At 60.3% G+C, this 21,032-nt stretch carries 20 protein-coding genes; 6 read left to right on the top strand and 14 right to left on the bottom strand.

Annotated elements, in window-relative coordinates; translation table 11 throughout:
• Positions 1 to 83 precede the first annotated feature (83 nt).
• A complete protein-coding gene (locus WEU32_RS05675) occupies positions 84 to 2,516 on the top strand; it encodes a TonB-dependent receptor (RefSeq protein WP_406853174.1) in 2,433 nt (810 codons plus the stop codon).
• Positions 2,517 to 2,591: 75 nt separating this feature from the next.
• Here WEU32_RS05675 and WEU32_RS05670 read toward each other — a convergent pair whose 3' ends face one another.
• From WEU32_RS05670 to guaB, 6 genes are all read right to left on the bottom strand, one after another.
• Entirely contained in the window at positions 2,592 to 3,305 is a 714-nt protein-coding gene (locus WEU32_RS05670; protein ID WP_406853173.1) for a phosphoribosylaminoimidazolesuccinocarboxamide synthase, read from the bottom strand.
• Between the two features lie 72 nt (positions 3,306 to 3,377).
• Entirely contained in the window at positions 3,378 to 4,940 is a 1,563-nt protein-coding gene (gene guaA / locus WEU32_RS05665) for a glutamine-hydrolyzing GMP synthase (RefSeq protein ID WP_406853171.1), read from the bottom strand.
• Entirely contained in the window at positions 4,937 to 5,653 is a 717-nt protein-coding gene (locus WEU32_RS05660; protein ID WP_406853170.1) for a 5'-methylthioadenosine/S-adenosylhomocysteine nucleosidase, read from the bottom strand. Before WEU32_RS05660 ends, guaA begins: the two co-directional genes overlap by 4 nt.
• Positions 5,650 to 6,921, bottom strand: coding sequence for an RsmB/NOP family class I SAM-dependent RNA methyltransferase (locus WEU32_RS05655; RefSeq protein ID WP_406853169.1), 1,272 nt, complete (start codon positions 6,919 to 6,921; stop codon positions 5,650 to 5,652). Before WEU32_RS05655 ends, WEU32_RS05660 begins: the two co-directional genes overlap by 4 nt.
• 11 nt (positions 6,922 to 6,932) lie before the next feature.
• Positions 6,933 to 7,325 (bottom strand): MAPEG family protein, encoded by a 393-nt coding sequence (locus tag WEU32_RS05650; RefSeq protein WP_406853168.1) that lies wholly within the window; start codon positions 7,323 to 7,325, stop codon positions 6,933 to 6,935.
• Positions 7,326 to 7,341: 16 nt separating this feature from the next.
• Positions 7,342 to 8,799 carry an IMP dehydrogenase gene (guaB, locus tag WEU32_RS05645; RefSeq protein WP_406853167.1) on the bottom strand — a complete coding sequence of 486 codons (1,458 nt, stop codon included), beginning with the start codon at positions 8,797 to 8,799 and terminating at the stop codon, positions 7,342 to 7,344.
• A 224-nt stretch (positions 8,800 to 9,023) separates the two neighbouring features.
• Here guaB and WEU32_RS05640 point away from each other — a divergent pair, with 224 nt between their 5' ends.
• Positions 9,024 to 9,560: a DUF2061 domain-containing protein gene (locus tag WEU32_RS05640; protein ID WP_312813713.1), complete on the top strand. Its 537-nt coding sequence runs from the start codon at positions 9,024 to 9,026 to the stop codon at positions 9,558 to 9,560.
• Here WEU32_RS05640 and WEU32_RS05635 read toward each other — a convergent pair.
• Positions 9,557 to 10,615 carry a DUF2332 domain-containing protein gene (locus WEU32_RS05635; protein ID WP_406853166.1) on the bottom strand — a complete coding sequence of 353 codons (1,059 nt, stop codon included), beginning with the start codon at positions 10,613 to 10,615 and terminating at the stop codon, positions 9,557 to 9,559. The two genes, WEU32_RS05640 and WEU32_RS05635, sit on opposite strands and share 4 nt — an antisense overlap.
• Before the next feature lie 6 nt (positions 10,616 to 10,621).
• Positions 10,622 to 11,374, bottom strand: coding sequence for an RlmE family RNA methyltransferase (locus tag WEU32_RS05630; protein ID WP_406853165.1), 753 nt, complete (start codon positions 11,372 to 11,374; stop codon positions 10,622 to 10,624).
• Positions 11,375 to 11,448: 74 nt separating this feature from the next.
• Here WEU32_RS05630 and WEU32_RS05625 point away from each other — a divergent pair, with 74 nt between their 5' ends.
• Positions 11,449 to 11,910 (top strand): peptidylprolyl isomerase, encoded by a 462-nt coding sequence (locus tag WEU32_RS05625; RefSeq protein ID WP_312137921.1) that lies wholly within the window; start codon positions 11,449 to 11,451, stop codon positions 11,908 to 11,910.
• 35 nt (positions 11,911 to 11,945) lie between these two features.
• On the opposite strand, the gene WEU32_RS05620 is transcribed toward WEU32_RS05625, so the two are convergent.
• The 3 genes from WEU32_RS05620 to WEU32_RS05610 all read right to left on the bottom strand — a co-directional run bounded on the left by WEU32_RS05620 (position 11,946) and on the right by WEU32_RS05610 (position 14,114).
• Positions 11,946 to 12,476: a hypothetical protein gene (locus WEU32_RS05620; protein WP_406853164.1), complete on the bottom strand. Its 531-nt coding sequence runs from the start codon at positions 12,474 to 12,476 to the stop codon at positions 11,946 to 11,948.
• Positions 12,473 to 13,093, bottom strand: coding sequence for a methyltransferase family protein (locus WEU32_RS05615; RefSeq protein ID WP_406853163.1), 621 nt, complete (start codon positions 13,091 to 13,093; stop codon positions 12,473 to 12,475). Before WEU32_RS05615 ends, WEU32_RS05620 begins: the two co-directional genes overlap by 4 nt.
• Positions 13,094 to 13,157: 64 nt before the next feature.
• Positions 13,158 to 14,114, bottom strand: coding sequence for a M20/M25/M40 family metallo-hydrolase (locus WEU32_RS05610; RefSeq protein WP_406853162.1), 957 nt, complete (start codon positions 14,112 to 14,114; stop codon positions 13,158 to 13,160).
• Positions 14,115 to 14,244: 130 nt separating this feature from the next.
• Between WEU32_RS05610 and ligA the strand changes: the two genes are divergently transcribed.
• From ligA to WEU32_RS05595, 3 genes are all read left to right on the top strand, one after another.
• Complete coding sequence (ligA, locus tag WEU32_RS05605; RefSeq protein ID WP_406853161.1) at positions 14,245 to 16,578, top strand: NAD-dependent DNA ligase LigA; 2,334 nt, start codon at positions 14,245 to 14,247, stop codon at positions 16,576 to 16,578.
• 17 nt (positions 16,579 to 16,595) lie between these two features.
• Complete coding sequence (locus WEU32_RS05600; RefSeq protein ID WP_406853160.1) at positions 16,596 to 17,492, top strand: exonuclease domain-containing protein; 897 nt, start codon at positions 16,596 to 16,598, stop codon at positions 17,490 to 17,492.
• Between the two features lie 138 nt (positions 17,493 to 17,630).
• The gene (locus WEU32_RS05595) at positions 17,631 to 18,053 is read left to right on the top strand and encodes a DUF2147 domain-containing protein (protein ID WP_406853159.1); all 423 of its coding nucleotides are present in this window, start codon (positions 17,631 to 17,633) and stop codon (positions 18,051 to 18,053) included.
• A gap of 56 nt (positions 18,054 to 18,109) precedes the next feature.
• Here the strand turns inward: WEU32_RS05595 and WEU32_RS05590 are convergent, their stop codons facing one another.
• Genes WEU32_RS05590 through WEU32_RS05580 form a run of 3 tightly spaced genes read right to left on the bottom strand, consistent with a single transcriptional unit; the run spans position 18,110 to position 20,997 of the window.
• Complete coding sequence (locus WEU32_RS05590) at positions 18,110 to 18,805, bottom strand: LrgB family protein (protein ID WP_406853158.1); 696 nt, start codon at positions 18,803 to 18,805, stop codon at positions 18,110 to 18,112.
• Positions 18,792 to 19,160, bottom strand: coding sequence for a CidA/LrgA family protein (locus WEU32_RS05585; protein ID WP_312813735.1), 369 nt, complete (start codon positions 19,158 to 19,160; stop codon positions 18,792 to 18,794). Before WEU32_RS05585 ends, WEU32_RS05590 begins: the two co-directional genes overlap by 14 nt.
• Positions 19,161 to 19,173: 13 nt before the next feature.
• Positions 19,174 to 20,997: an aminopeptidase P family protein gene (locus tag WEU32_RS05580; RefSeq protein WP_406853157.1), complete on the bottom strand. Its 1,824-nt coding sequence runs from the start codon at positions 20,995 to 20,997 to the stop codon at positions 19,174 to 19,176.
• Positions 20,998 to 21,032 lie beyond the last annotated feature (35 nt).

The following is a 21,032-nucleotide window of genomic DNA, read 5'->3' as shown; positions in this document are numbered from 1 at the left end:
GCCACATAGACACACAGCCCCTTGTCAAACGGAATAATATTCTGTTTCGTGAAAACAGATAACAGTGGTCTGGGAGGGCAACTATGATCAAAACCAAAAAAGGTCTGAAGACGACATTGGCCGCCAGCGTAGCCTTAGCCGCGCTGGCCGTCCCCGAACTGGTCGCGGCACAAGACGCTATGGCGCAGCAACCGACAGCCCTTGGCGAAATCATTGTCACCGCACAGCGGCGCGAGCAGAGCCTTCAGGAAGTACCGATCACGGTCAATGTGGTCACCGGCCAGATGCTGGAATCTATGGCTGCAGACGATATGGGCGATATATCTGCTTTCGTTACCGGCCTGTCTGTCTCCAATACCAGCCCGACCCAGGCCCGCTATAGCATTCGCGGTGTCTCGACCTCGGACTTTGGTGTCGGCACTGATCCCGCGGTCGGCGTCTATGTTGATGGCGTCTATGCGGCCCGCTCCGGTGCCGCGCTACTGGCCTTTAGCGATGTGTCGCGCATCGAGGTGCTAAAAGGCCCGCAAGGCACCCTGTTTGGCCGCAACAGCGCCGCGGGTGCCGTATCCATCACCACAAATAAACCCGGCGACGAATTCGAGGCTCGCCTTGGCGTGCGACTGGGCGAATATGACAAGCGCCGCGTCGAAGGTCTGCTAAACGTGCCGATCAACGACAATCTCGCCCTGCGCTTCAACGCCTTGGTCAACAAGCGCGACGGCTGGATGACCGACGAGGCCACCGGCGAGGACTATGACCGAGAGGACAATTGGGCCGCGCGTGCTGCCCTGCGCTGGGATGTCGGTGCCAATACGCAAGTCAATCTGAGCTGGTCGCATGACGAGATCGATCAGGATGCCCGCCCCGCTATCGGTATTGTCGCCCTGCCCGCCGCCCCCGGTCTACCCGCCTTCCCGCCCGATCCCGCTGATTATCTCGACCCGTTCAAGGTCGGCATCCGCAATGATGTGATCGACAATCACGAGACACGCCGCCTCGACGAAGTGGTCCTGACTATCACCCACGCCTTTGGCGACATCGATTTCACCTCTCTGACTTCGGCCCGCACCTTCAAGACCGAGAACCGCGAGGACGAAGACGGCACCAATCGCCCCGACCTGTATTTCGATACCAATAACGTCGAGAAGAACACCTCCTGGTATCAGGAATTCCGCCTTGCGGGCCAAACCGGTGCCTTCAACTGGATCGCCGGTGCCAGCTACTATTCCGAAGACGCCAAACAACGTAGCGACACCTACGCCACCACCGGCACGATCAACACCATCCTGAACAATGCCGCCGGTCAGCCGCTTTTTTCGTTGGCCGACATGATCCTCGGCATGGCCAATATACCGGCCAGTACGCTGGGCCACAGCTGGCAGGAGAACATGATCAATGAAGGCGAGTTTACTGCCAGCGCCCTTTTCGCGGACGTTATCTGGGCTGCCAATGACAAGCTGAACCTGACCTTCGGCCTGCGTTACACCCGCGATGAAAAATCGTTCAAATGGCTCAACGGACCGCGCATTGCCCCCGAACTGGACGCGGTGCTGAACGACCCAATGACCAATTTCGTGTTGGACACCTATATGGGACCGGCCCTGGGCTATCTGTATTCAGACTATGTGTTCGACCTGTCGGGTCTGGCCGGTGTGCCTTGCGATAACGGCGTCACCGTTCAGGAAGGCGTCACCTGCGAACTGTCGGATTCATGGTCGGACCTCAGCCCGCGCTTCGTCGCCGATTACAAGCTGACCGACAAGGCGATGATCTTCTTCTCCTATGCCAAGGGCTATAAGGCCGGTGGCTTTAACAGCGTCGAGGTCGGCTCGCGCTTCGACAACGAAGACGTGCAAAACTTTGAAGTCGGTCTGAAAAGCGATCTGGGTTCGCGCACCCGCTTCAACATCTCGGCTTTCCAGTATGATTATGACGGCAAGCAATCCATCCGTCTGGTAACACCGGCAGGATCGAACGTGCCGCAATATCTGGTCGAGACCAGCGACGACACCGCTTGGGGTCTGGATATGCAGATGGATATGGAGCCAGTGGACGGGCTGAACCTGTTCGCCAATGCCCAATATATCGATGCCACCTACAAGCATAAGATGACCGATGACGGCCCGCTCGATGGTCAACCAACGGGCGAGCCTCTGTGGTCGGCATCGGCAGGCATTTCCTATCGCCACCACATGGCCGATATGGGCTCACTGGATATGCAACTGGTCCATGCCTATCGCGGCGAAGGCCGATGCAACAAAACATCTGTGGGTCAGGGTTCATGCCTGCAAACCCCGTGGTTCGACCCGTCCGAAGCCCAGAATCGTACGGATGTCCGTATCTACTGGCGAACCCCCGACGAGCGTTACCAGCTCGGCTTCTACGTCAACAACGTGTTCGACAACCAGTATGTGACCGGCGTGAACAACATCACCGCCACCACGCTTGGCACACCATTTGTGGGCATCACCGAACCCCGCATGTGGGGCGTGGACCTGACCTTTACCTACTAAACAAAAAACGCCTGAGACTGTGATCCAGTCTCAGGCGTTACTTTTTGGCTCGGGAGCAGCTCCCCGCCCTACAGATCAGGCACCGATCAGTTTTTCGTAGACCGTGCCATGGGCCAGAACTGTGCCGCTGTCATCCATGACGCGCATGGCATCGGCCGAGATCTCGTCGATGACAACGACCTCGCCATTCACAAGGCCGAGTTCAATCTTCATATCGATCAGGGTCAGACCCTTGCCGCGAAGATCGGCCTCGACGATGCGGCAGACATTGCGGGTAATGTCCTTAGCCTGTTGCAGATGGGCCGGGCTGAGAAGGCCCAGTGCAACCAGCGTATCGTCATTGATCAGCGGATCACCGCGCTCATCGTCCTTGAGCGTGATTTCCACGAGGTAGTCGAGCTTTTGCTCGGTATCGCGGATGTATTGCTGATAGCGACGGATGAAACTGCCCCACGGACGGGTGCGGCATACAAACTCCAGACCGCCAGCGCCGTTGATGTCCTTGCCCAGCGGCTCGGCACGACGAACTTCCATCGTGCCCTGCTCGATATCCAGTTGCACCAGATGGGTGGGGATATTGGCCGCACGCAGGCCTTTGAAGAAGTAATCGGTCATGGCCAGAGACTTGCGGCCCTTGCCTTCGACCTTGCCGATGACGGTATTGGCACCCGGATCAATCACACCGTCCGCGCCGGTCACATCGTCCTTGAAGGCAAGAAGGATGTTTCCGTTCGGCAAGGCATAGATGTCCTTGGTCTTACCGGAATAGATTTTCTCGTTGGTATTCATTGGCTTATTACCTGATGCTTCAATACCTTGTGGCGAGGCGGGATACGCAGATCCGCACCCCGCCCCAGCCGCTTATTCCCACTCGATGGTGCCCGGAGGCTTCGAGGTCACATCGTAGACAACGCGGTTCACGCCCGGCACCTGATTGATGATGCGGGTGGCCGTGCGGGCCAGAACTTCCCACGGGAACTGGAAGAAGTCGGCGGTCATACCGTCGGTCGAGGTCACGGCACGAAGGGCCAGAACCTTTTCATAGGTGCGGGCATCGCCCATCACACCAACCGTCTTGACCGGCAGCAGCACTGCAAAGGCCTGCCAGATTTCGTTATAGAGGCCCGCCTTGCGGATCTCGTCCAGATAGATGGCATCAGCGTCTTGCAAGGTGGCAACCGCGTCCGGCGTAATCTCGCCCGGAATACGGATGGCCAGACCCGGTCCAGGGAACGGGTGGCGGCCCACGAAGGCTTCGGTCAGGCCCAGTTCACGACCCAAGGCGCGAACCTCGTCCTTGAACAGTTCACGAAGCGGCTCGACCAGCTTCAGCTTCATATAGTCCGGCAGGCCGCCCACATTGTGGTGCGACTTGATGACTTGCGACGGACCGCCCGAAGCCGACAGGCTCTCGATAACGTCCGGATAGAGCGTGCCTTGGGCAAGGAACTCTGCGCCCTCGATCTTGGACGATTCTTCATCGAACACTTCGATGAACAGACGACCAATCGTCTTGCGCTTGGTTTCGGGGTCAGAGATGCCAGCCAGCTCGCCGAGGAAGCGATCCGAGGCATCAACGTGAACCAGCGGGATGTTGTAATGCTCGCGGAACAGGGTTGTGACCTGTTTGGCCTCGTCCTTGCGCAGCAGGCCCGTATCCACAAACACACAGGTCAGTTGGTCACCGATCGCTTCGTGGATCAGAACCGCCGCCACCGACGAATCTACACCGCCCGACAGGCCGCAGATGACCTTGGCGCTACCGACCTGTTCGCGGATCTTGGCGACCTGCTCGTCACGGTAAGCCTTCATCGTCCAGTCACCGGTTAGGCCGGCGATGTTATAGACGAAGTTCTTGAGCATTTCCGCGCCGCGCGGGGTGTGCATCACCTCGGGGTGGAACTGCACGGCGTAGATTTTCTTCTCGGTATGGGCGATGGCCGCATAGGGCGCGCCTTCCGAGGTGGCGATGACTTCAAAGCCTTCGGGGATGGCGGTGACGCGGTCACCATGGCTCATCCAGACCGGCTCGTTCTCGCCCGCCTTGGCGATACCGGCGAACAGCGGGCTGTCCTTGACGATGCTGATATCGGCGCGGCCAAACTCACGGTCATGGCCGCTCTCGACCTTGCCACCCAGCTCGGCACAGATCAGTTGCTCACCATAGCAGATGCCGAAAATCGGCGCGCCATATTCGAAAATCTTGTGATCGACACGCGGGCTGTCAGCGTCGGTCGTCGAGTTGGGTCCACCGGAGAAGATCACGGCCTGAGGCTGCATGGCCTCCAAGGCTGTGGTGGCCTTGGTATAGGGGTGAATCTCGCAATAGACATTCAGCTCGCGCAGGCGACGGGCAATAAGCTGCGTCACCTGACTGCCGAAGTCGACGATAAGCACCTTCTGGTGTTGGGTCGGCTGGGTCATGAAAGCGAATCCGATACGGGAGTTGCGGCGGGGTCTAGGCCGTTTGCGGCCGGTTGTTCAAGTGTGGCGGGCATCAGGGCATGCAGGCCGCCGCGCTCCAGCGCAGCCACCAGTTTGTCCCATGCATCCGCCAGATGGGCATCGACGTGATCGAGCGTGGAGGTCCAGTCTTCGAGACGGGTCAGTTCGGCCTTGCCGTCCGACACCCCGCGCAATGCCATCATCGGCACGCAGAAGGTCTGGGCCGATCGCAGCAGGGCGAATGTCTCCATGTCCACCATATCGGCGTCCAGCGCGTCATAGGCGGCACCGGACACCACATTGGCCCCTGTCGAGAGCGTGGCGTGAGGCACGCCCTCAAGACGGCAGGGCAAGGGCAGAACCGCAGGCATGTCCAGCAGCGGCGTAATCCCCTTGGGGAAACCCAGCGGGCTGGCATCCATGTCGCGATAATCGACGGACGTGACCTGATAGACGGCGGCGTGTTCCAGCGTCGGCGAACCCGACGAGCCCAGCACCACCACCAGATCAGGCATGTCGCCGGTGGCCTCACGGCGGGACAGTTCGGCGGTCAGTGCAATCGCCCCTTCCACCGGACCGATGCCCGTCATCAGCGGGCGAATACGCGCCTGAAGCTGCTGGCGATATTCGGCAGGGGCCGCCATCACCGGAAGGACGGTGACGTCTCCGATGCGTTCGACCCGTGCCCTCACTGGGCGCGCTCGTAAAGGGCGAAGAAGAAGCCGTCCGTGCCGGTCGAGGCAGGCGACATCCGCAGGGTGTGCCCCTTGGCCAGGGTTGCGACGGCGTGCATGTCCTCGGTCAGGGCAATCGGCTTGAAGTTCGGATGGGCCGCTTCAAACGCCGCTGCCGTGTCTTCGTTCTCGCGGCTCAGCATCGAGCAGGTGACATAGGCGATACGTCCTCCCACCTTCACCAGCTTGGCCGCTTGCGACATGATGCGGGTTTGCAGGCCATGCAGACGCTCGACCTCTTCGGCCGTCAGACGCCATGCGTCCTCGGGGTGACGACGCCATGTGCCCGAACCCGAGCAAGGTGCATCGACCAGCACCAGATCGGCCGCGTCGTTCAGGGCTTCCAGACCGCCACCGTTCTGGCCGATCAGGACCAGTTCAGCCTCGACGCCCGCACGTTCCAGACGCGGACGGATGTTTTCCAGACGCTTGTTGACCACGTCGGAGGCCACCAGACGGCCCTGCCCCTGCATCGACTGGGCCAGACCCAACGTCTTGCCGCCACCACCGGCGCAGTAATCGACAACGGTCGTGCCCGGTTTGGCATCGACGAGGGCGCAGATGATCTGGCTGCCTTCATCCTGAATTTCGAATGCGCCCGTCTTGAAGCCTTCCAGCGCCTGAATATTGGGCGGCGGCTCGGCGGCAAGGCGCAGGCCCAGTTCCGACCACGGGGTGTATTCCGGCGACAGTTCGGCAGCACGCAGTTCACCTTCGACGTCTTCGCGGGTGGTCTTCAGGCTGTTGATACGCAGATCGATCGGCGCGCGCGGTGCCATCAGCTCGTGCGCTTCGTTCTGCCAGTTGTCGCCGTAAGTCTTCTGGAAGTCCTCGACCACGAACTTCGGCAGGCCGGCAGCCACCCAACCCGGCAGCTCGCCTTCGACGGCGGTGATGCGGCTGCGTTCCTGCTTGGACAGCGGACGCGGGCCATAGCCCTCGCCCGAGTGCAGTGCCTCGATCTCTTCCAGTGACAGGTTGTCCAGCGCGTGCAGGCTGCCGATCACCAGAGCGCGGCCATCTTCACGGCCACCCATGATCCAGCTCAGACGGGCGCGGGCGCGGATGACCTTATAGACGCGGTCGGCAATGGCACGACGGTCCTTGGAACCGGCATAGCGGTTGGCGGTGCCCCAAGCCTTCATCACCACCTCGGCGGGCTGACGGCCCTGCGCGATGGAATCGAGGATGGATGCGGCGGCGGCGAGACGGGCGGCTGGGGTCAATGGACTTCAGTTCAAATAAACGGGGCCACCAGAACCATGACAAGTCCCGCAAGCGAGACCAGCCATACCAGCGACCGGATAAAGGGGATGCCCATGGCATAGAGCGGCACGAACACCACCCGCCCCCAGAAATAGAGCGCCGAGCCCCACACTGTCATCGCGCCGTTGGCCCCCGCCACATGGGCGATCAGCACAGCACCGATAAACAGCGGCAGGGTCTCGAACAGATTGGACTGGGCCCGCTCCAGACGCCCTGTCAGGGGTTTTCCCGACGAAGGCGTGCTGTCACGCGGGCCCGCATTCCATTTCAAGCCGAACTCCGAGGTTCGCGCGCCTGCGGGCAGAAAAATCTGCACCAGAGCAAGGGCGAGAGTGGCACTCAGATAGGTCAGCTCGATGGTCATGTCTTAATCCTTGGATTTAGCCCTGACGGTAGTTCGGGGCCTCGCGGGTAATCATGACGTCATGGACGTGACTTTCGCGCAAGCCAGCACCCGTGATGCGTACAAAGCGGGCGCGTTTCTGGAACTCGCCAATGTTTGCACCACCGACATAACCCATTGAAGCACGAAGACCGCCGACCATCTGGTGGATGACCGGAGCAATCGGGCCCTTATAGGCCGTCTGGCCCTCGATACCTTCCGGCACCAGCTTCTCGCTCGACACTTCCTTCTGGAAATAGCGGTCCGCAGAGCCAGCCCCCATAGCACCGACCGAACCCATGCCGCGATACGACTTGTAGCTACGGCCTTGGTACAGGAAGACCTCGCCCGGCGATTCATCGGTACCTGCGAACATCGAGCCCATCATGGCAACCGATGCACCGGCAGCGATGGCCTTGGCCATATCGCCCGAATATTTGATGCCACCATCGGCAATGACGGTAGCGCCAGTGCCTTCAGCAGCACGGGCAGCATCCATGATCGCGGTCAGTTGCGGCACGCCAACACCGGCGACGATGCGCGTGGTGCAGATCGAACCCGGGCCAATACCCACCTTAACGGCGTCGGCACCGGCATCGATCAGGGCGCGGGTTGCGTCATAGGTGGCAACGTTACCAGCAATGATAGCGATGCGGTTGTTCTCGCGCTTGATGCGTTCAACGACAGCGGCGACCGAGGCCGAGTGGCCGTGGGCGGTGTCGATGACGACAACATCGGCACCGGCTTCAGCCAGCGCCATAGCGCGTTCGTAACCGGCGTCACCGACGGTCGAGGCAGCACCGACCAGCAGGCGGCCCTGCTCGTCCTTGGCGGCGAACGGGAAGGCTTGAGCCTTCTCGATGTCCTTCATGGTGATCAGGCCGACAGCGCGGTTGTCTTCGTCAACGACGATGACGCGCTCGATTTTGCGGGTCCGCAGAAGCTCTCGGGCTTCTTCACGGCTGGCCCCTTCGCGTACCGTGATCAGTTCCCCCGTAGTCATCAGGCTGGACGCCTTGATCGACGGATCGTTCTCGAAACGCATGTCGCGGTTGGTCAGCATACCGACCAGACGGCCCGTTGCCGGATCAACGACAGGGAAGCCGGTAATCTTCTTGCGGGCCACGATGTCGCGCACTTCGCCCAGCGTGGTTTCCGGCGAAACGGTCACAGGATTGATGACCATACCGCTTTCATAACGCTTGACGGTACGAACCTGCTCGGCCTGCTCGTCGATCGTCATGTTGCGGTGAAGGATGCCCATACCGCCAGCCTGAGCCATCGCAATCGCGAGGCGGCTTTCGGTGACTGTGTCCATCGCGGACGAAAGCAGCGGGATGTTCAGTGTGATGTCGCGCGTCAAGCGCGTCGAGACGTCAACGTCAGCAGGCATAACCTCCGACGGACCCGGCTCGAGCAAAACATCATCGAAGGTAAGGCCTTCGCGTATCTCCATTGGGGAGTCTCCGTTTTGCGGGCCGCGTATAGAGCGAAACCCCACCTTTAGGCAAGAGGTTCTTAATCAAAACCGCCGCTATCCGGTCAATGTACGCAACCAAATCCTACGATCAAAAGCTTGGCAGGAAGCGACCAAGCAAAAGACCACGCTTAGAAAATGGCTATATCCATAATAAAAATTTATCATTTGAAACCTCGGTCTTCTGGTCCCATTTTGAATGAATGGTCGCATTGATCCTCAGCACTGCCCGCCAGTTGGCGCTGAAAATAGCCAGCTATGGTGTGATGCACCTTGTGGTCGCTATCGCAGTGGCCTTTGCGATCACACGCGATGTCCGTCTGGCCTTGGCTATCGGCATGGTCGAGCCGGTTTTCCAGACCTTTGCCTATGCCATCCATGACCGTGTCTGGCACCTGATTGAAAAACGCCGTTTGCATTCGGGACTGGAAGAAGCCGCCGAGGCCTTCACGTCGCGCATCGGCGTCATGTCCCCCGACGAGCAAAGCCGCGCCCATGGTCGCAGCCCTTTTGATCATTCGGGACACAGCCATGCCCTGCCCCGCTCGTTCAAACAGATTGCGCTGAAAACCCTGACCTATGGCGTCATGCATTTCATGGTCGCCGTCAGCGTGGCCTATGCCTTGACCCAAGACATCCGTGCGGCCTTGGCCATCGGCCTGACCGAACCTCTGGTGCAGACGGTGTTCTTCACCTTCCACGACCGCATCTGGACGCGCGTGGAAAGCAAACGCGCCTAGAGCTTCCAGTCGATCTCGGCCCCGTGGGGCTGACACTGGGCCAGAACCTGCGTCACAGGTTCGGCCCCACCCGTCCATACGGTCAGTTCCAGTAACGGCCGGCGTTCAGAGCCGCCGCGTTCGGACTGCTCGAACGACAACCATGCCAAGGGCGCATCAGGACGCGCCAGACGCCCAACCTTCTCTAGATGCGCGCGGATGCGATCCTGCGCCTGTGGCGGGAAATACTGATAGGCAATCGTGTGCATGACGACGCGGCACACACCGGCCACAGGCGCGGGCGACAGAGCCTGTTCCAGCCAGTCCGCCGCATCGGCCTTGGCAATTGCCAACGGATAGCGCCCAGCCACCTCCAATGCCGCCTCCAGCCGCGCCAGACGCTCTAGCTGTTCGGCCCAGACATAGGCCTTCAGCCGCGCCTGTGTCTTGGGGTCTGTGGCGTCCAGCGGGTTCAGATCCACCAGATGCTTTTGGCCGATCACCACATAGGCCTGTGGCGGTGCCCTGCCCGTCCATTGCGGTTGCAAGCGCACCTTGGATGCCTGATCGCCCGCCAGCACCCCGCCCAGATCATGGGCATAGTGATCCAGACGGCTGTTCAGCCCCGCACTGGCCCCAAGCTCATAGGTTTCAAACCCAAGGCCAAAGCGGTCAGCCAGAACCAGCAGTCCCGCCATCAGGGCAGCCGAGCGACCAACCTCGTTCGTCTGTGGCGGACCATCCAGCCACGGCGCGATAAAAACGGCATGGCGCGCCAGAACGCCATTGAGCAAGGCCCACAGCGCCTCATCAGCGGGGGCCACAGACGGCGGGTAAACCGCCGACCATTCTGCATAGCGCCTGTCACGCGCCAAGGCATGCAGCCCGCCCATCAGACGCAGCGGCAGGGCATCGCCCTCATGCGAAGGGTTTCCGCTCCAGTTCAGGATGCGCGCGCCAAGGGCGGTGCTGTCATCCAGCCTCTCGCCTACCAGGCGGCACAGGCACCCCGTAAAAGGGGCACCGGCCTTGGTGCAGATGGCCGATTGATTTGCAAACGCCGTCCGCACCGCCATGCCCGATTATCCCTTGCTCTTGTCCAGTTTGTGCTTGTCCAGCTTATTCAGGGCCACGAGGAAGACCTCGGCGCTGTCTTTACGGCTGGATTCCGGCTTGAAATACTTCACCGTCTCGAACTCTTCGCGCAGACGGGTCAGAACGCCACCGGCATCGCCCCCCTGAAAATTCTTGGAGACAAAATTGCCGCCCGGCTTGAGGGTGCGAATGGCAAAGTCCGCCGCAATCTCGATCAGGGCGATAATCTTGAGGTGGTCCGTCTTGCGGTGGCCGATCGTATTGTGGGCCATATCCGACAGGACAAGGTCAGGACGCCCGCCCAAAGCCTCGATCAACTGCTGATCCACGCCCGGATGGGTAAAGTCAGCCTGAAGCAGGAACGCGCCCGGGATAGGCTCGATCATCAATAGGTCTACACCGGCCACTTCTGCCGCACCGCGATCCAGACACACTTGAATCCAGCCACCGGGTGCCGCGCCAAGGTCAATCACGCGGCTGCCTTTTTTGATCAGGCCGAACTTGTCGTCGATCTCGGACAGCTTGAAGGCCGCACGGCTGCGCCAGCCTTCGGCACGCGCGCGTTCGGACCATTTATCGGTCAGTTGGCGCTTGATCCACGCCTGTTGCGACAGCGTCTTTTCCTTCGCCGTCTTGATTTTCTTGCCCTGACTGCGCCCCGCAGCGGTTCCGCCGGTAGGCAGACGCACCATACGACGGCGCTCGACGGGTTGCTCGGCAGGCTTTTCTTTATCAGTCATACTTCCCACATAGCCTCACGCGCGTTCTACCGCTATGACCCGCGCACAAGTTTACTGAGCCAAGGAGCGCCAAAATGGCCGAAACCCTTACTTTCTTCATCGACACCGGCGACAATCAAGAAAAGCCGGTCGTTATCAAGCTGCGCTCGGACCTGGCTCCGAACCACGTCAAGCAGATCACCGATCTGGCTTCGGAAGGCTTCTATGACGGCGTCGTGTTCCACCGCGTCATCGCTGGCTTCATGGCACAAGGCGGCGATCCGACGGGCACCGGCACCTCGGGCTCCAAGAAGCCGAACCTGAAGCAAGAATTCAACGCAGAACCGCACGTTCGCGGCACCTGCTCGATGGCCCGCACCGCCAACCCGGACAGCGCCAACTCGCAATTCTTCATTTGCTTCGATGATGCCCGCTTCCTCGACAAGCAATACACTGTCTGGGGCAATGTCATCGAAGGTATGGATGTGATCGACGCCCTGCCGAAGGGCGAGCCGCCGCGCGCGCCGGGCAAGATCGTCCGCACCGAAGTCGCCTAAACGACTGACGTGTCAAACAATATGAAACAGGGAGCCTAGCGGCTCCCTGTTTTTGTATTCAGCGTAATGTTTTCAAAGCTTTGCGTGCCGATTTTTAAATCGCCCTGCAAGGCGCGCCCCTCAGTCACCCAGCGCCCGTCAAAGGTCACAGGGCCTAGTCCTGCCGAAATCGCCTGTATCGAGACCTTTTTGTCCGACAGGCCAAAACCGGCAGGCACCAGCGTCAGGGTGCGACGATCGCCAGAAGGGGTTTTGGGCCCCTCCTCCATATCCTCGAATACCAGCAAGACCGGCGCGATCTGCGCCGTGCGGTCATTGGTCATCATCCAGTGACGCAGAGCCGCATCATCCTTGAAAGCAATATGCTTCAAACGCCAGTTCTGGTGTTGGACGTCCGTGGCGGGAACATAATAGCCCGCCACATCGGCCTTAAGGTTCACCGCATAGCGCGGCGGCGTTTCTGTGTTCACAGAAACGGGTGACGACTGCTGCGCGGCCTCTTCCTCAGGACCGCAGCCCAACAGTAGGCTGCTCACAGCCAGCACCACCCATTTGCGTTTTGTCACGGAAGCCTCAGAACAGTCGCCAACCAGCCAACATTCTGCATAGCTTCTACCGCCTCGAAAAGCGGAATCGCGACAAGGAACATCAGTCCATCACGCAGGGTCAGCAGGAAGAAACGCGGACGCACATCCAGCGCCTCGGCATCCCGCCATTTGGAAAAATCAGGACCAAAACGCGGGGTACGGGCGCAATAATCAGCGTAAACCTGTCCGAACTGACCCGCTAGCCAGGCTTCCTCGCGCTTTACCGTGAAATAGAACACCACATAGGTCAGCAACAGGAACACCATGGCCAAGGTCAAGCTGCCCGTCTGTGCCCCCATGCCGAATGCGCCCATAAAGCTGAACACATAGAGCGGGTTACGGCTGACAGAATAAGGGCCACGGTCAACGATCTCGGCCTTTTTGCGTCCGCCAATATAGAGCGAGCACCATGCCCGTCCGACGATGCAGACAATAATCAAGCCAAGGCCCACAGCCTCGATACCTTCGTGAAAGGCATGGTTACCCAAAGACGCTGTCACGAGGGCCATGGCGATAACGCCCATCAGCCCAAGAAAAAGCACGCCCTTGCGGATTCTCTGAACCGTTTGCAGGTCCAGTCCCTGAATAGCAGACATCCATATGTCCCCGTGTGAAGATCAGGGAAATGGCAACCTAAATCTTGGCCTTTTCAAGTCTTTTTTACCGGTTCAGCCAACTGTCCAGACGGCGGAAACTATCAATGGAAAGCTCGGTGGCCGACTGGAAGGCGGCGGGGCTGATGCGTTCGAAATCGTCGGACGGTTTGTGATAGTCCTCGTGGAAGTTCACGCCGAAATACAGGAACGGCACACCCGCGCGGTGGAACATGCCGTGGTCCGACGCCATCACCCAATTATCCGATCCGGTATCTTGCGGCGTATCCTTGCCAAAGTTCAAACGGATCGAACCGCGTGGCTGGACCGGATCCAGCGCCGTGCGGAAATACGGGTGCTGATAGGTACCGGTCACCCACAGATAGCCATCCACATCGGCACGGCCCGTCATGTCGAAATTGATGTTCATGGCGATGGACGACAAAGGCACAGGCGGAGCCTCGACAAACTCTTTGGCACCCAACAGCCCGCGCTCCTCGCCATCCAGCGCCACGATCAGTACATTATGCTCGGGCGGGTTGGCCTTAAGGCGCTTGGCCAGTTCCAGCATGGTCGCCACGCCCGATGCATTGTCGTCTGCGCCATTATAGACATGGCCATCACGCACGCCGACATGGTCATAATGAGCGGTGACGACGATGTATTTGTCCGACACGCGCGTGCCCGGGATAACGCCCAGAATATTGGTGCCGTTAAAGGTTTTCGGACCATCGGGGGAACGGCCTTGCGCTTCCCACGGTTGCAGTCGCCCCATGGACGACGGGGCAATGCCCATCGCTTCCAGACGATTGACTATATAGGTGCGGGCCTTAGCCCCGCCTTCACTACCGGTATCGCGGCCCTGCATGTCATCGGCCGACAGGATTCGCAGATCGTCCATCAACTGGCTGTAGTCGGCACTGGCCACCACAGCCGGCGTCGCGGTCGAGGTCGCGGGTGCCGTTTCACAAGCGGCAAGGCCAAGAACAGCGGCGATAATCAGGCTGGCGGACAGCGGACGCATAGGCAAAGGCTCCGAAAGATTTTCGCGCAGCCTAGTGACGCTTTGCCCGTTGTCCAGATTAGCTTTCTGTCATGTACGCGACGGATGCTAGGATACCGCACCGCCCCTGACTGTGACTGACGATTCCCATATGGCCGATCTTTTTTCCGCTCCCCTTTCTGTTGGCTCAATGAGCGAGGATCAGGCCCGCGAGGAACTGGCGCGTCTGGCCGAGGAATTATCAGTCCATGACAACGCCTATTATGGCGAAGATGCTCCCCGCATCAGCGACGCCGAATATGATGCGCTGAAAAAACGTGCGCTGGATATCGAGGCCCGTTTCCCGTCCCTGACCCGCCCCGACACCCCGTCGCAAAAAATCGGCGCGCCCGTATCCGAACAGTTTGCCGAGGTGCGCCACGGCGTACCCATGCTGTCGCTGGATAATGCTTTCGACGACAGCGATGTGCGCGACTTCGTCACTCGGGTGCACAAATTCCTGAACCTGCCGGAAAGCGATCCGGTCGCCTTTGTCGCCGAACCCAAGATCGACGGTCTGTCGGCCTCCTTGCGCTATGAGAACGGCGTGCTGGTGCGCGGGGCCACACGTGGTGATGGCAAGACCGGCGAAGATGTAACCGCCAACCTCAGAACCATTGCCGACATTCCGCAAAAATTGACCGGCAGCGGCTGGCCCGCCGTCATCGAAATCCGTGGCGAGGTCTATTCACCCACCGAAGCCTTTGACGCTTTCAACGCCAATGCTGCGATGCTGGGCGGAAAAACCTATGCCAATCCGCGCAACTTTGCTGCCGGATCGCTGCGCCAGAAGAACCCGAACATCACCGCCCAGCGCCCGCTCAACTTCTTTGCCTATGCCTGGGGCGAAGTGTCGGAGCCTTTCACCGACACCCAACATCACGCGCTGGAAAAGTTTCGCGAATGGGGCTTCAAGGTCAATGAACGCTCCGCCCATGTTACAGGCGCACAGGGTCTGATCGACCTCTATACGCAACTGGGTGAGGACCGCGCCACACTGGGCTATGACATTGACGGCATCGTCTACAAGGTCGATCGTCTCGACCTGCAAGCGCGCCTCGGCTTCATCGCTCGCAGCCCGCGCTGGGCCATCGCGCACAAGTTTCCCGCCCAACAGGCCACCACCATCCTCGAAGGCATCGACATCCAGGTCGGCCGTACCGGCAGCCTGACACCTGTTGCCCGCCTGCATCCCGTCACGGTCGGCGGTGTCGTGGTGCGCAATGCCACCTTGCACAACGAGGACGAGATCGAGCGTCTGGATGTGCGCATCGGCGATACCGTCACCCTACAGCGCGCAGGCGATGTGATCCCGCAAATCCTTGGCGTCGTGATCGATAAACGTCCTGTAGGCACCCAACCCTATATTTTCCCGACCATCTGCCCCGAATGTGGATCAGAGGCCGTGAGAGAGGGCGACGAGGTGAAGCGCCGCTGCACGGGCGGGCTGATCTGTAATGCCCAGATCATCGAGCGCCTTAAGCATTTCGTCAGCCGCCGCGCCTTTGACATTGAGGGTCTTGGCGAAAAACACCTGATCGCCTTCCACGAACGCGGCTGGATCAAACAGCCTGCCGATATTTTCCGTCTGGCCAAGGACGAGGAAAAACTGACGGCTCTGCGCCGCGAGGACGGCTATGGCGATACCAGCGTCAGCAACCTGATCGCCGGTATCAATGCGCGCCGCACCATCAGTCTGGACCGCTTCCTGTTCGGGCTCGGTATTCCTGATATTGGCGAACAGACTTCGCTAATCCTCGCCCGCCATTTCGGATCGTGGGAGGCACTCAAGGCCGCCGCTATCGAAGCTTCAAAGGGCATCCCCAGTGAAGACTGGTATGATCTGGCCGCTACCCACGCCATTTCCCCGCGCGTTATGGAACAGTTGGCCACCACCGAAGTGCCCGCCACCGCACCGTGGGCAGATGGGGCCATGGATATGAACCTGAAACAGGTCTTCCCCGCTCTGGCTGCCCCTGCCCGCCGCAGCCTTGCTGAAAAGGCCGAGGACTGGGCAGGTGTCGTTCGCCTTGCCGATATTGCCCGTAACCACGGCCCTAGCGAGATGCTGAACCAGATCGGCGGCGTGTCCGGTGTTGGCCCCGTCGCCGCCCGCACGCTGGCGCAGTTTTTCCACGAGCCACACAATCTTCAGGTGATCGAAGCTCTGGAATCCGAACTGGAAACCATTGTCGCCATGGAACAGGCCCGAACCGATACTGCGGTCGCGGGCAAGACCGTGGTGTTCACCGGATCGCTGGAAAAATTCACGCGTGACGAGGCAAAAGCACGCGCAGAAAGCCTTGGCGCTAAAGTCTCGGGTTCCGTTTCCAAAAAAACAGATTATTTGGTCGCCGGTCCCGGCGCGGGCTCCAAACTCAAGGATGCCGAAAAGCACGGGGTGCAGGTTTTGACCGAGGACGAATGGCTCGCCCTCATCAGCTGAGGACTGAGGGTTCGAGTATGCGAGCGGTCGCTATCGACTTCGAGACGGCAAACGAGCAGCGCGCCAGCGCCTGTTCGATCGGACTGGCGTGGATCGAGAATGGTCGCGTCACCCACCGCGAAACCCACCTGATCCGGCCGCCGGAAATGCGTTTTGCGCCGGTCAATATCCGCATCCACGGCATTACTCCCGACATGGTCGAGGATGCGCAAGAATTCCCCGACGTTCTGGCCAGCCTGCGCGAGCGCATAGATGGCTGCGACATGGTGCTGGCCCACAATGCGGGCTTTGACATGAGCGTGGTGCGCGCCAGTTGTGACGCCTATGCTCTGTCCTATCCCGAGTTCGACTATCTGTGCACGGTCAAGGTGGCCCAGAAAGTGTGGTCCGATCTGGGCTCGGCACGTCTGAATGTGCTGGGCGACCATCTCGGCATCGCCTTCAAACACCATGATGCAGGCGAAGATGCCTTTGTCTGTGCCGAAATCGCCCTTGAAGCCATGAGACTGCGCGAGGCGCAAACCCTGCATGATCTGGCTGGTAAAACCCAGGTCAGCATCGGCAAGATGTCGTCCAACGGTTATTCGGCCTGTTCGGCCCCGCGCGCAGCTCGGCCGCGCAGCAACAACGCCCCCAGCGTCTTCTCGGATGTCTATCGCCCCGTGCCCGGCATGCCCCGTTCCATGGATGGAAAACGGGTTGTATTTTCGGGGCAGCTCACACGTTTTTCGCGTAACGAAGCCCAAGAAATCGCTGGACGTTTTGGTGCCCGCGTCATGGGCTCGGTCAGCGCCAAGACCGACTGGGTCGTGGTCGGTAATGGTGCCGGATCAAAGCTGGACCGCGCCCGCCATCTGGGCCTGAAACTGCTGTCTGAAGCCGATTTTCTGGACCTTATTACTGTTAAATCTTGACGCAAGGTCATGTTTTAAAAGCATAAAACACAGTAATTTTAGGTCTTGTTTATAACGCAATCTGGCAGCAACCTGTGGTCAACGGATCCGCTCCCCCTATGAACTGACCTCGTGATCCGACCTTGGGAAGTAGACACCATGAAGACCATGATTTTCGCCGCTGCTGCTCTGGCCGTTTCGGCCATGGCGGCACCCGCTCTGGCCAGTGACCCGACCGGCCTGTGGCAGACCCCGACCAATGGCGGTCAGGTCCGCATCGAACGCTGTGGCAGCGCCCTGTGCGGCACGCTGGTCACCTCGTCGCACATCCGCGCCAATCCCGATGTCCGTGATGCCCGCAACAAGGACGAGAGCCAGCGCGGTCGCACCCTGCGCGGCCTGCGTATGTTGTCGGGCTTTACCGGCGGCCCGTCCGAATGGCGCGGCGGCTCGGTCTATAATCCCGAGGATGGCGGCACCTATCGCGGCACCATCACCATGACCAATGACAACACCCTGCGTCTGCGCGGTTGCATCGTGGCCCCGTTGTGCAAGACCCAGACCTGGACCCGCGTTCAGTAATCCGGTCACAAGCCCAATAAAAAGCCCCGTAGCCAAGGCTGCGGGGCTTTTTCATATCATATCAGCGCCGCGACGATGGACAGCAGCGTCGCCGTCACCACTGCATTCAACGCCATGCCAAGGCCCGCATAGGCCCCTGCGGTTTCGCTGACCTGAAAGGCACGGGCCGAGCCTACGCCGTGGGCGGCAACCCCGACTGCAAAGCCGCGCACCCGATAGTCGCGTATCCGCATCAGGTTCAGCATCGGCGTGGCCACCATGGCCCCCAGTACTCCCGAAAAAATAATGATGATGGCCGCCAGTGCCGGAATGCCGCCCAGCGTCGTCGCCACGGCCATCCCCACCGGTGTGGTGGTCGAACGCGGCGCGATCGAGGCCATGATGTCCAGCGGAGCCCCAAACATCCACACAATACCGACAGCCGAAACAATGGCCGTCATGGCCCCCGCCAGTACCGCCAAGGCAAGCGGTGCGGCCAGTTTGCGTATGGCCTTGCGCTGTTCCCAGATCGGCACCGCCATAGAGACGACGGCGGGTCCCAGCAGGAAACTGATCATCGCGGTCGAGGCGACATAGGTGTCATAGGCCGTGCCCGTCACCCACAGGGCCGCGATAATCACAGGCACCGACCACAAAACCGGATGGGCCAGCGGATGCCGCCCCAATTTCTGTGACAGACGGTCCATACCCGCAAAGGCCAATACCGTGACCGACAGCCACAACAGCGTCGTGAACAGATCAGGCACCGTCATGCTTCCGATCCTTGTGTTCCATACGCCGGACGGCCCACTGGAAGACCAGCGCCGTCACCACCAGCGTCAGAAGGGTGGAAATCACAGTGGCGACAATAATAGCCACGCCATGACGGGCCAGAACCGGCCCTTCGTTCATCAGCCCGACCGCTGCCGGCACGAACATGATGGCCAGATGCGTCGTTAGCCACCCTGTCACCACTTCTAGTGACGGGCGTTCGCGGCGCACCAAGGCCAGCCAGACCAGCAAGAGCGCCATGCCGATCACCGATCCCGGCACAGGCACGCCTGCAAACCGGTGAACAGCCTCCCCCGCCATCTGGCAGATGAGAAGAAGGGCAATGGCTCCCAGCATATTTACAGCGCCCTTATAACGGGGCCGTCTGTGCCTTCAGCCACGCCAGCGCGGCTTCGTCCTTCTGGACACCATCGGCCAGCAGAGGCGAGACCTTGGCCCACACCTCGGCATGATAGGCATCCACATAGGCGCGTTCCTGCGGCGTCAGCATATCAAGATCGATCAGTTTGCGATCCAGCGGGGCCAGAGTCAGTTGTTCAAAGCCGTGGAAAGCTCGCTCGCCGCCCTCGGGCACACTCGGAGCGGTTACGACCTGAAGCGTCTCGATACGGATGCCCCAATCGCCTTCACGGTAATAGCCCGGCTCGTTGGACAGGATCATACCCGTCAGCAATGGCTGGCTGGTGCCCCATTGGGCAATACGTTGCGGGCCTTCGTGGACACCGAGGTATGAGCCGACACCGTGGCCGGTGCCGTGGTCATAATCAAAACCGGCATTCCACAGCGGTTGGCGGGCGACAGCATCCAGCTGCATGCCCGATGTTCCCTGCGGGAAGCGGATCACGGCCATAGCGATATGACCCTTCAGGACCAGGGTGAACATACGGCGCTGTTCATCCGTCCCCTCACCAATGGCCATGGTGCGGGTGACGTCCGTGGTGCCGTCCAGATACTGGCCGCCACCGTCCACCAGCAGCAGGCTGCCCTTTTCCATCGGACGGATCTTGGCCCCGACCGGCTTATAGTGCGGCAGGGCACCATTGGCGGCGACACCAGCAATAGTGTCGAACGACAGGTCTTTCAGCTCGCCCGTCGCCTCGCGGAAACCTTCTAGGGCTTCAACGATGGCGCGCTCATTCGGCAGGTTTTCCTGCGCGACCGTATCCACCCAGTGCAGGAAGCGCGTCAGGGCCGCGCCGTCACGGATGTGGGCGCGGCGGCTGCCCTCGATCTCGATCTCGTTCTTGCAGGCACGCGGAATGGCGCACGGGTCCATGGCGCGAACCACGCTGGCACCGGCCTGTTCCAGTTGCTCGAAATACCAAGCCGACGAAATGGCCGGATCAATCACAACCTTCTGGCCCGACAGCGAGGCCAGAGCGCCTTCCAGCGCGGCAGGAGCTTCCAGCGTGACCTCATTGCCCAGCCATGCCGGCAGTTCATCGGTGATCTTGGCCGGATCAAGGAATATGGTGGCCGAACCATCGGCACGCACAATGGCCTGACCCAGCGGCAACGGTGTGCGGATCACATCGCCACCACGGATATTGAACAGCCATGCCAGCGACGACGGCGCGGTCAGAACCGCCACATCGCCGCCCTTGGCCGCAATCGCCTTGCCAATACGCTCGCGCTTGGAGGCAGCGCTTTCACCGGCATATTTATCGGGGTGCGGTACCACAGGGGCCTGAGGCTGGTTGGGGCGATCGCTCCACGCCAGATCAATTGGGTTGCCGTCCACGGGCTTGAGCTTGCCGCCCGCCTTTTCGACAGAAGCACGCAAGGCGTCCAGCGCATCGGGGCTGTGCAGACGCGCATCATAGCCGATGACCTGACCGGCCTTCACGTTTTTAGACAACCATGCATTCTGTTCGTTCAGCGGCACACGCGCGAACAATGCGGCATCGGTCTGAGCCTTGGCCTGAACCGTATAGCGACCATCCACAAAAACCGTAGCACTGTCGGCAAACACAACGCCCGCCCCTGCCGAGCCGGTAAAGCCGGTCACCCATGCCAGACGCTCGTTGGCATCGGGCAGATATTCGTTCTGGTGTTCATCCTCGTGCGGGACCAGCAGGCCATCAAGGCCCTGTTTCGCCATTTCGGCACGCACCAAAGGCAGGTGTTTCGCGCCAAACGAGGGGTCGGTGGTTTCGTCGAAGGTCTGTCTCATAGCCTTTGACTACGCCCGACCGCCGTCGGGGGCCA

It is taken from the genome of Brevundimonas sp. BH3, from assembly GCF_045345115.1.
Taxonomy (GTDB): domain Bacteria; phylum Pseudomonadota; class Alphaproteobacteria; order Caulobacterales; family Caulobacteraceae; genus Brevundimonas.
Note: the sequence above shows the minus strand (reverse complement) of the source record. Positions and strands in the feature narration are given on the sequence as shown.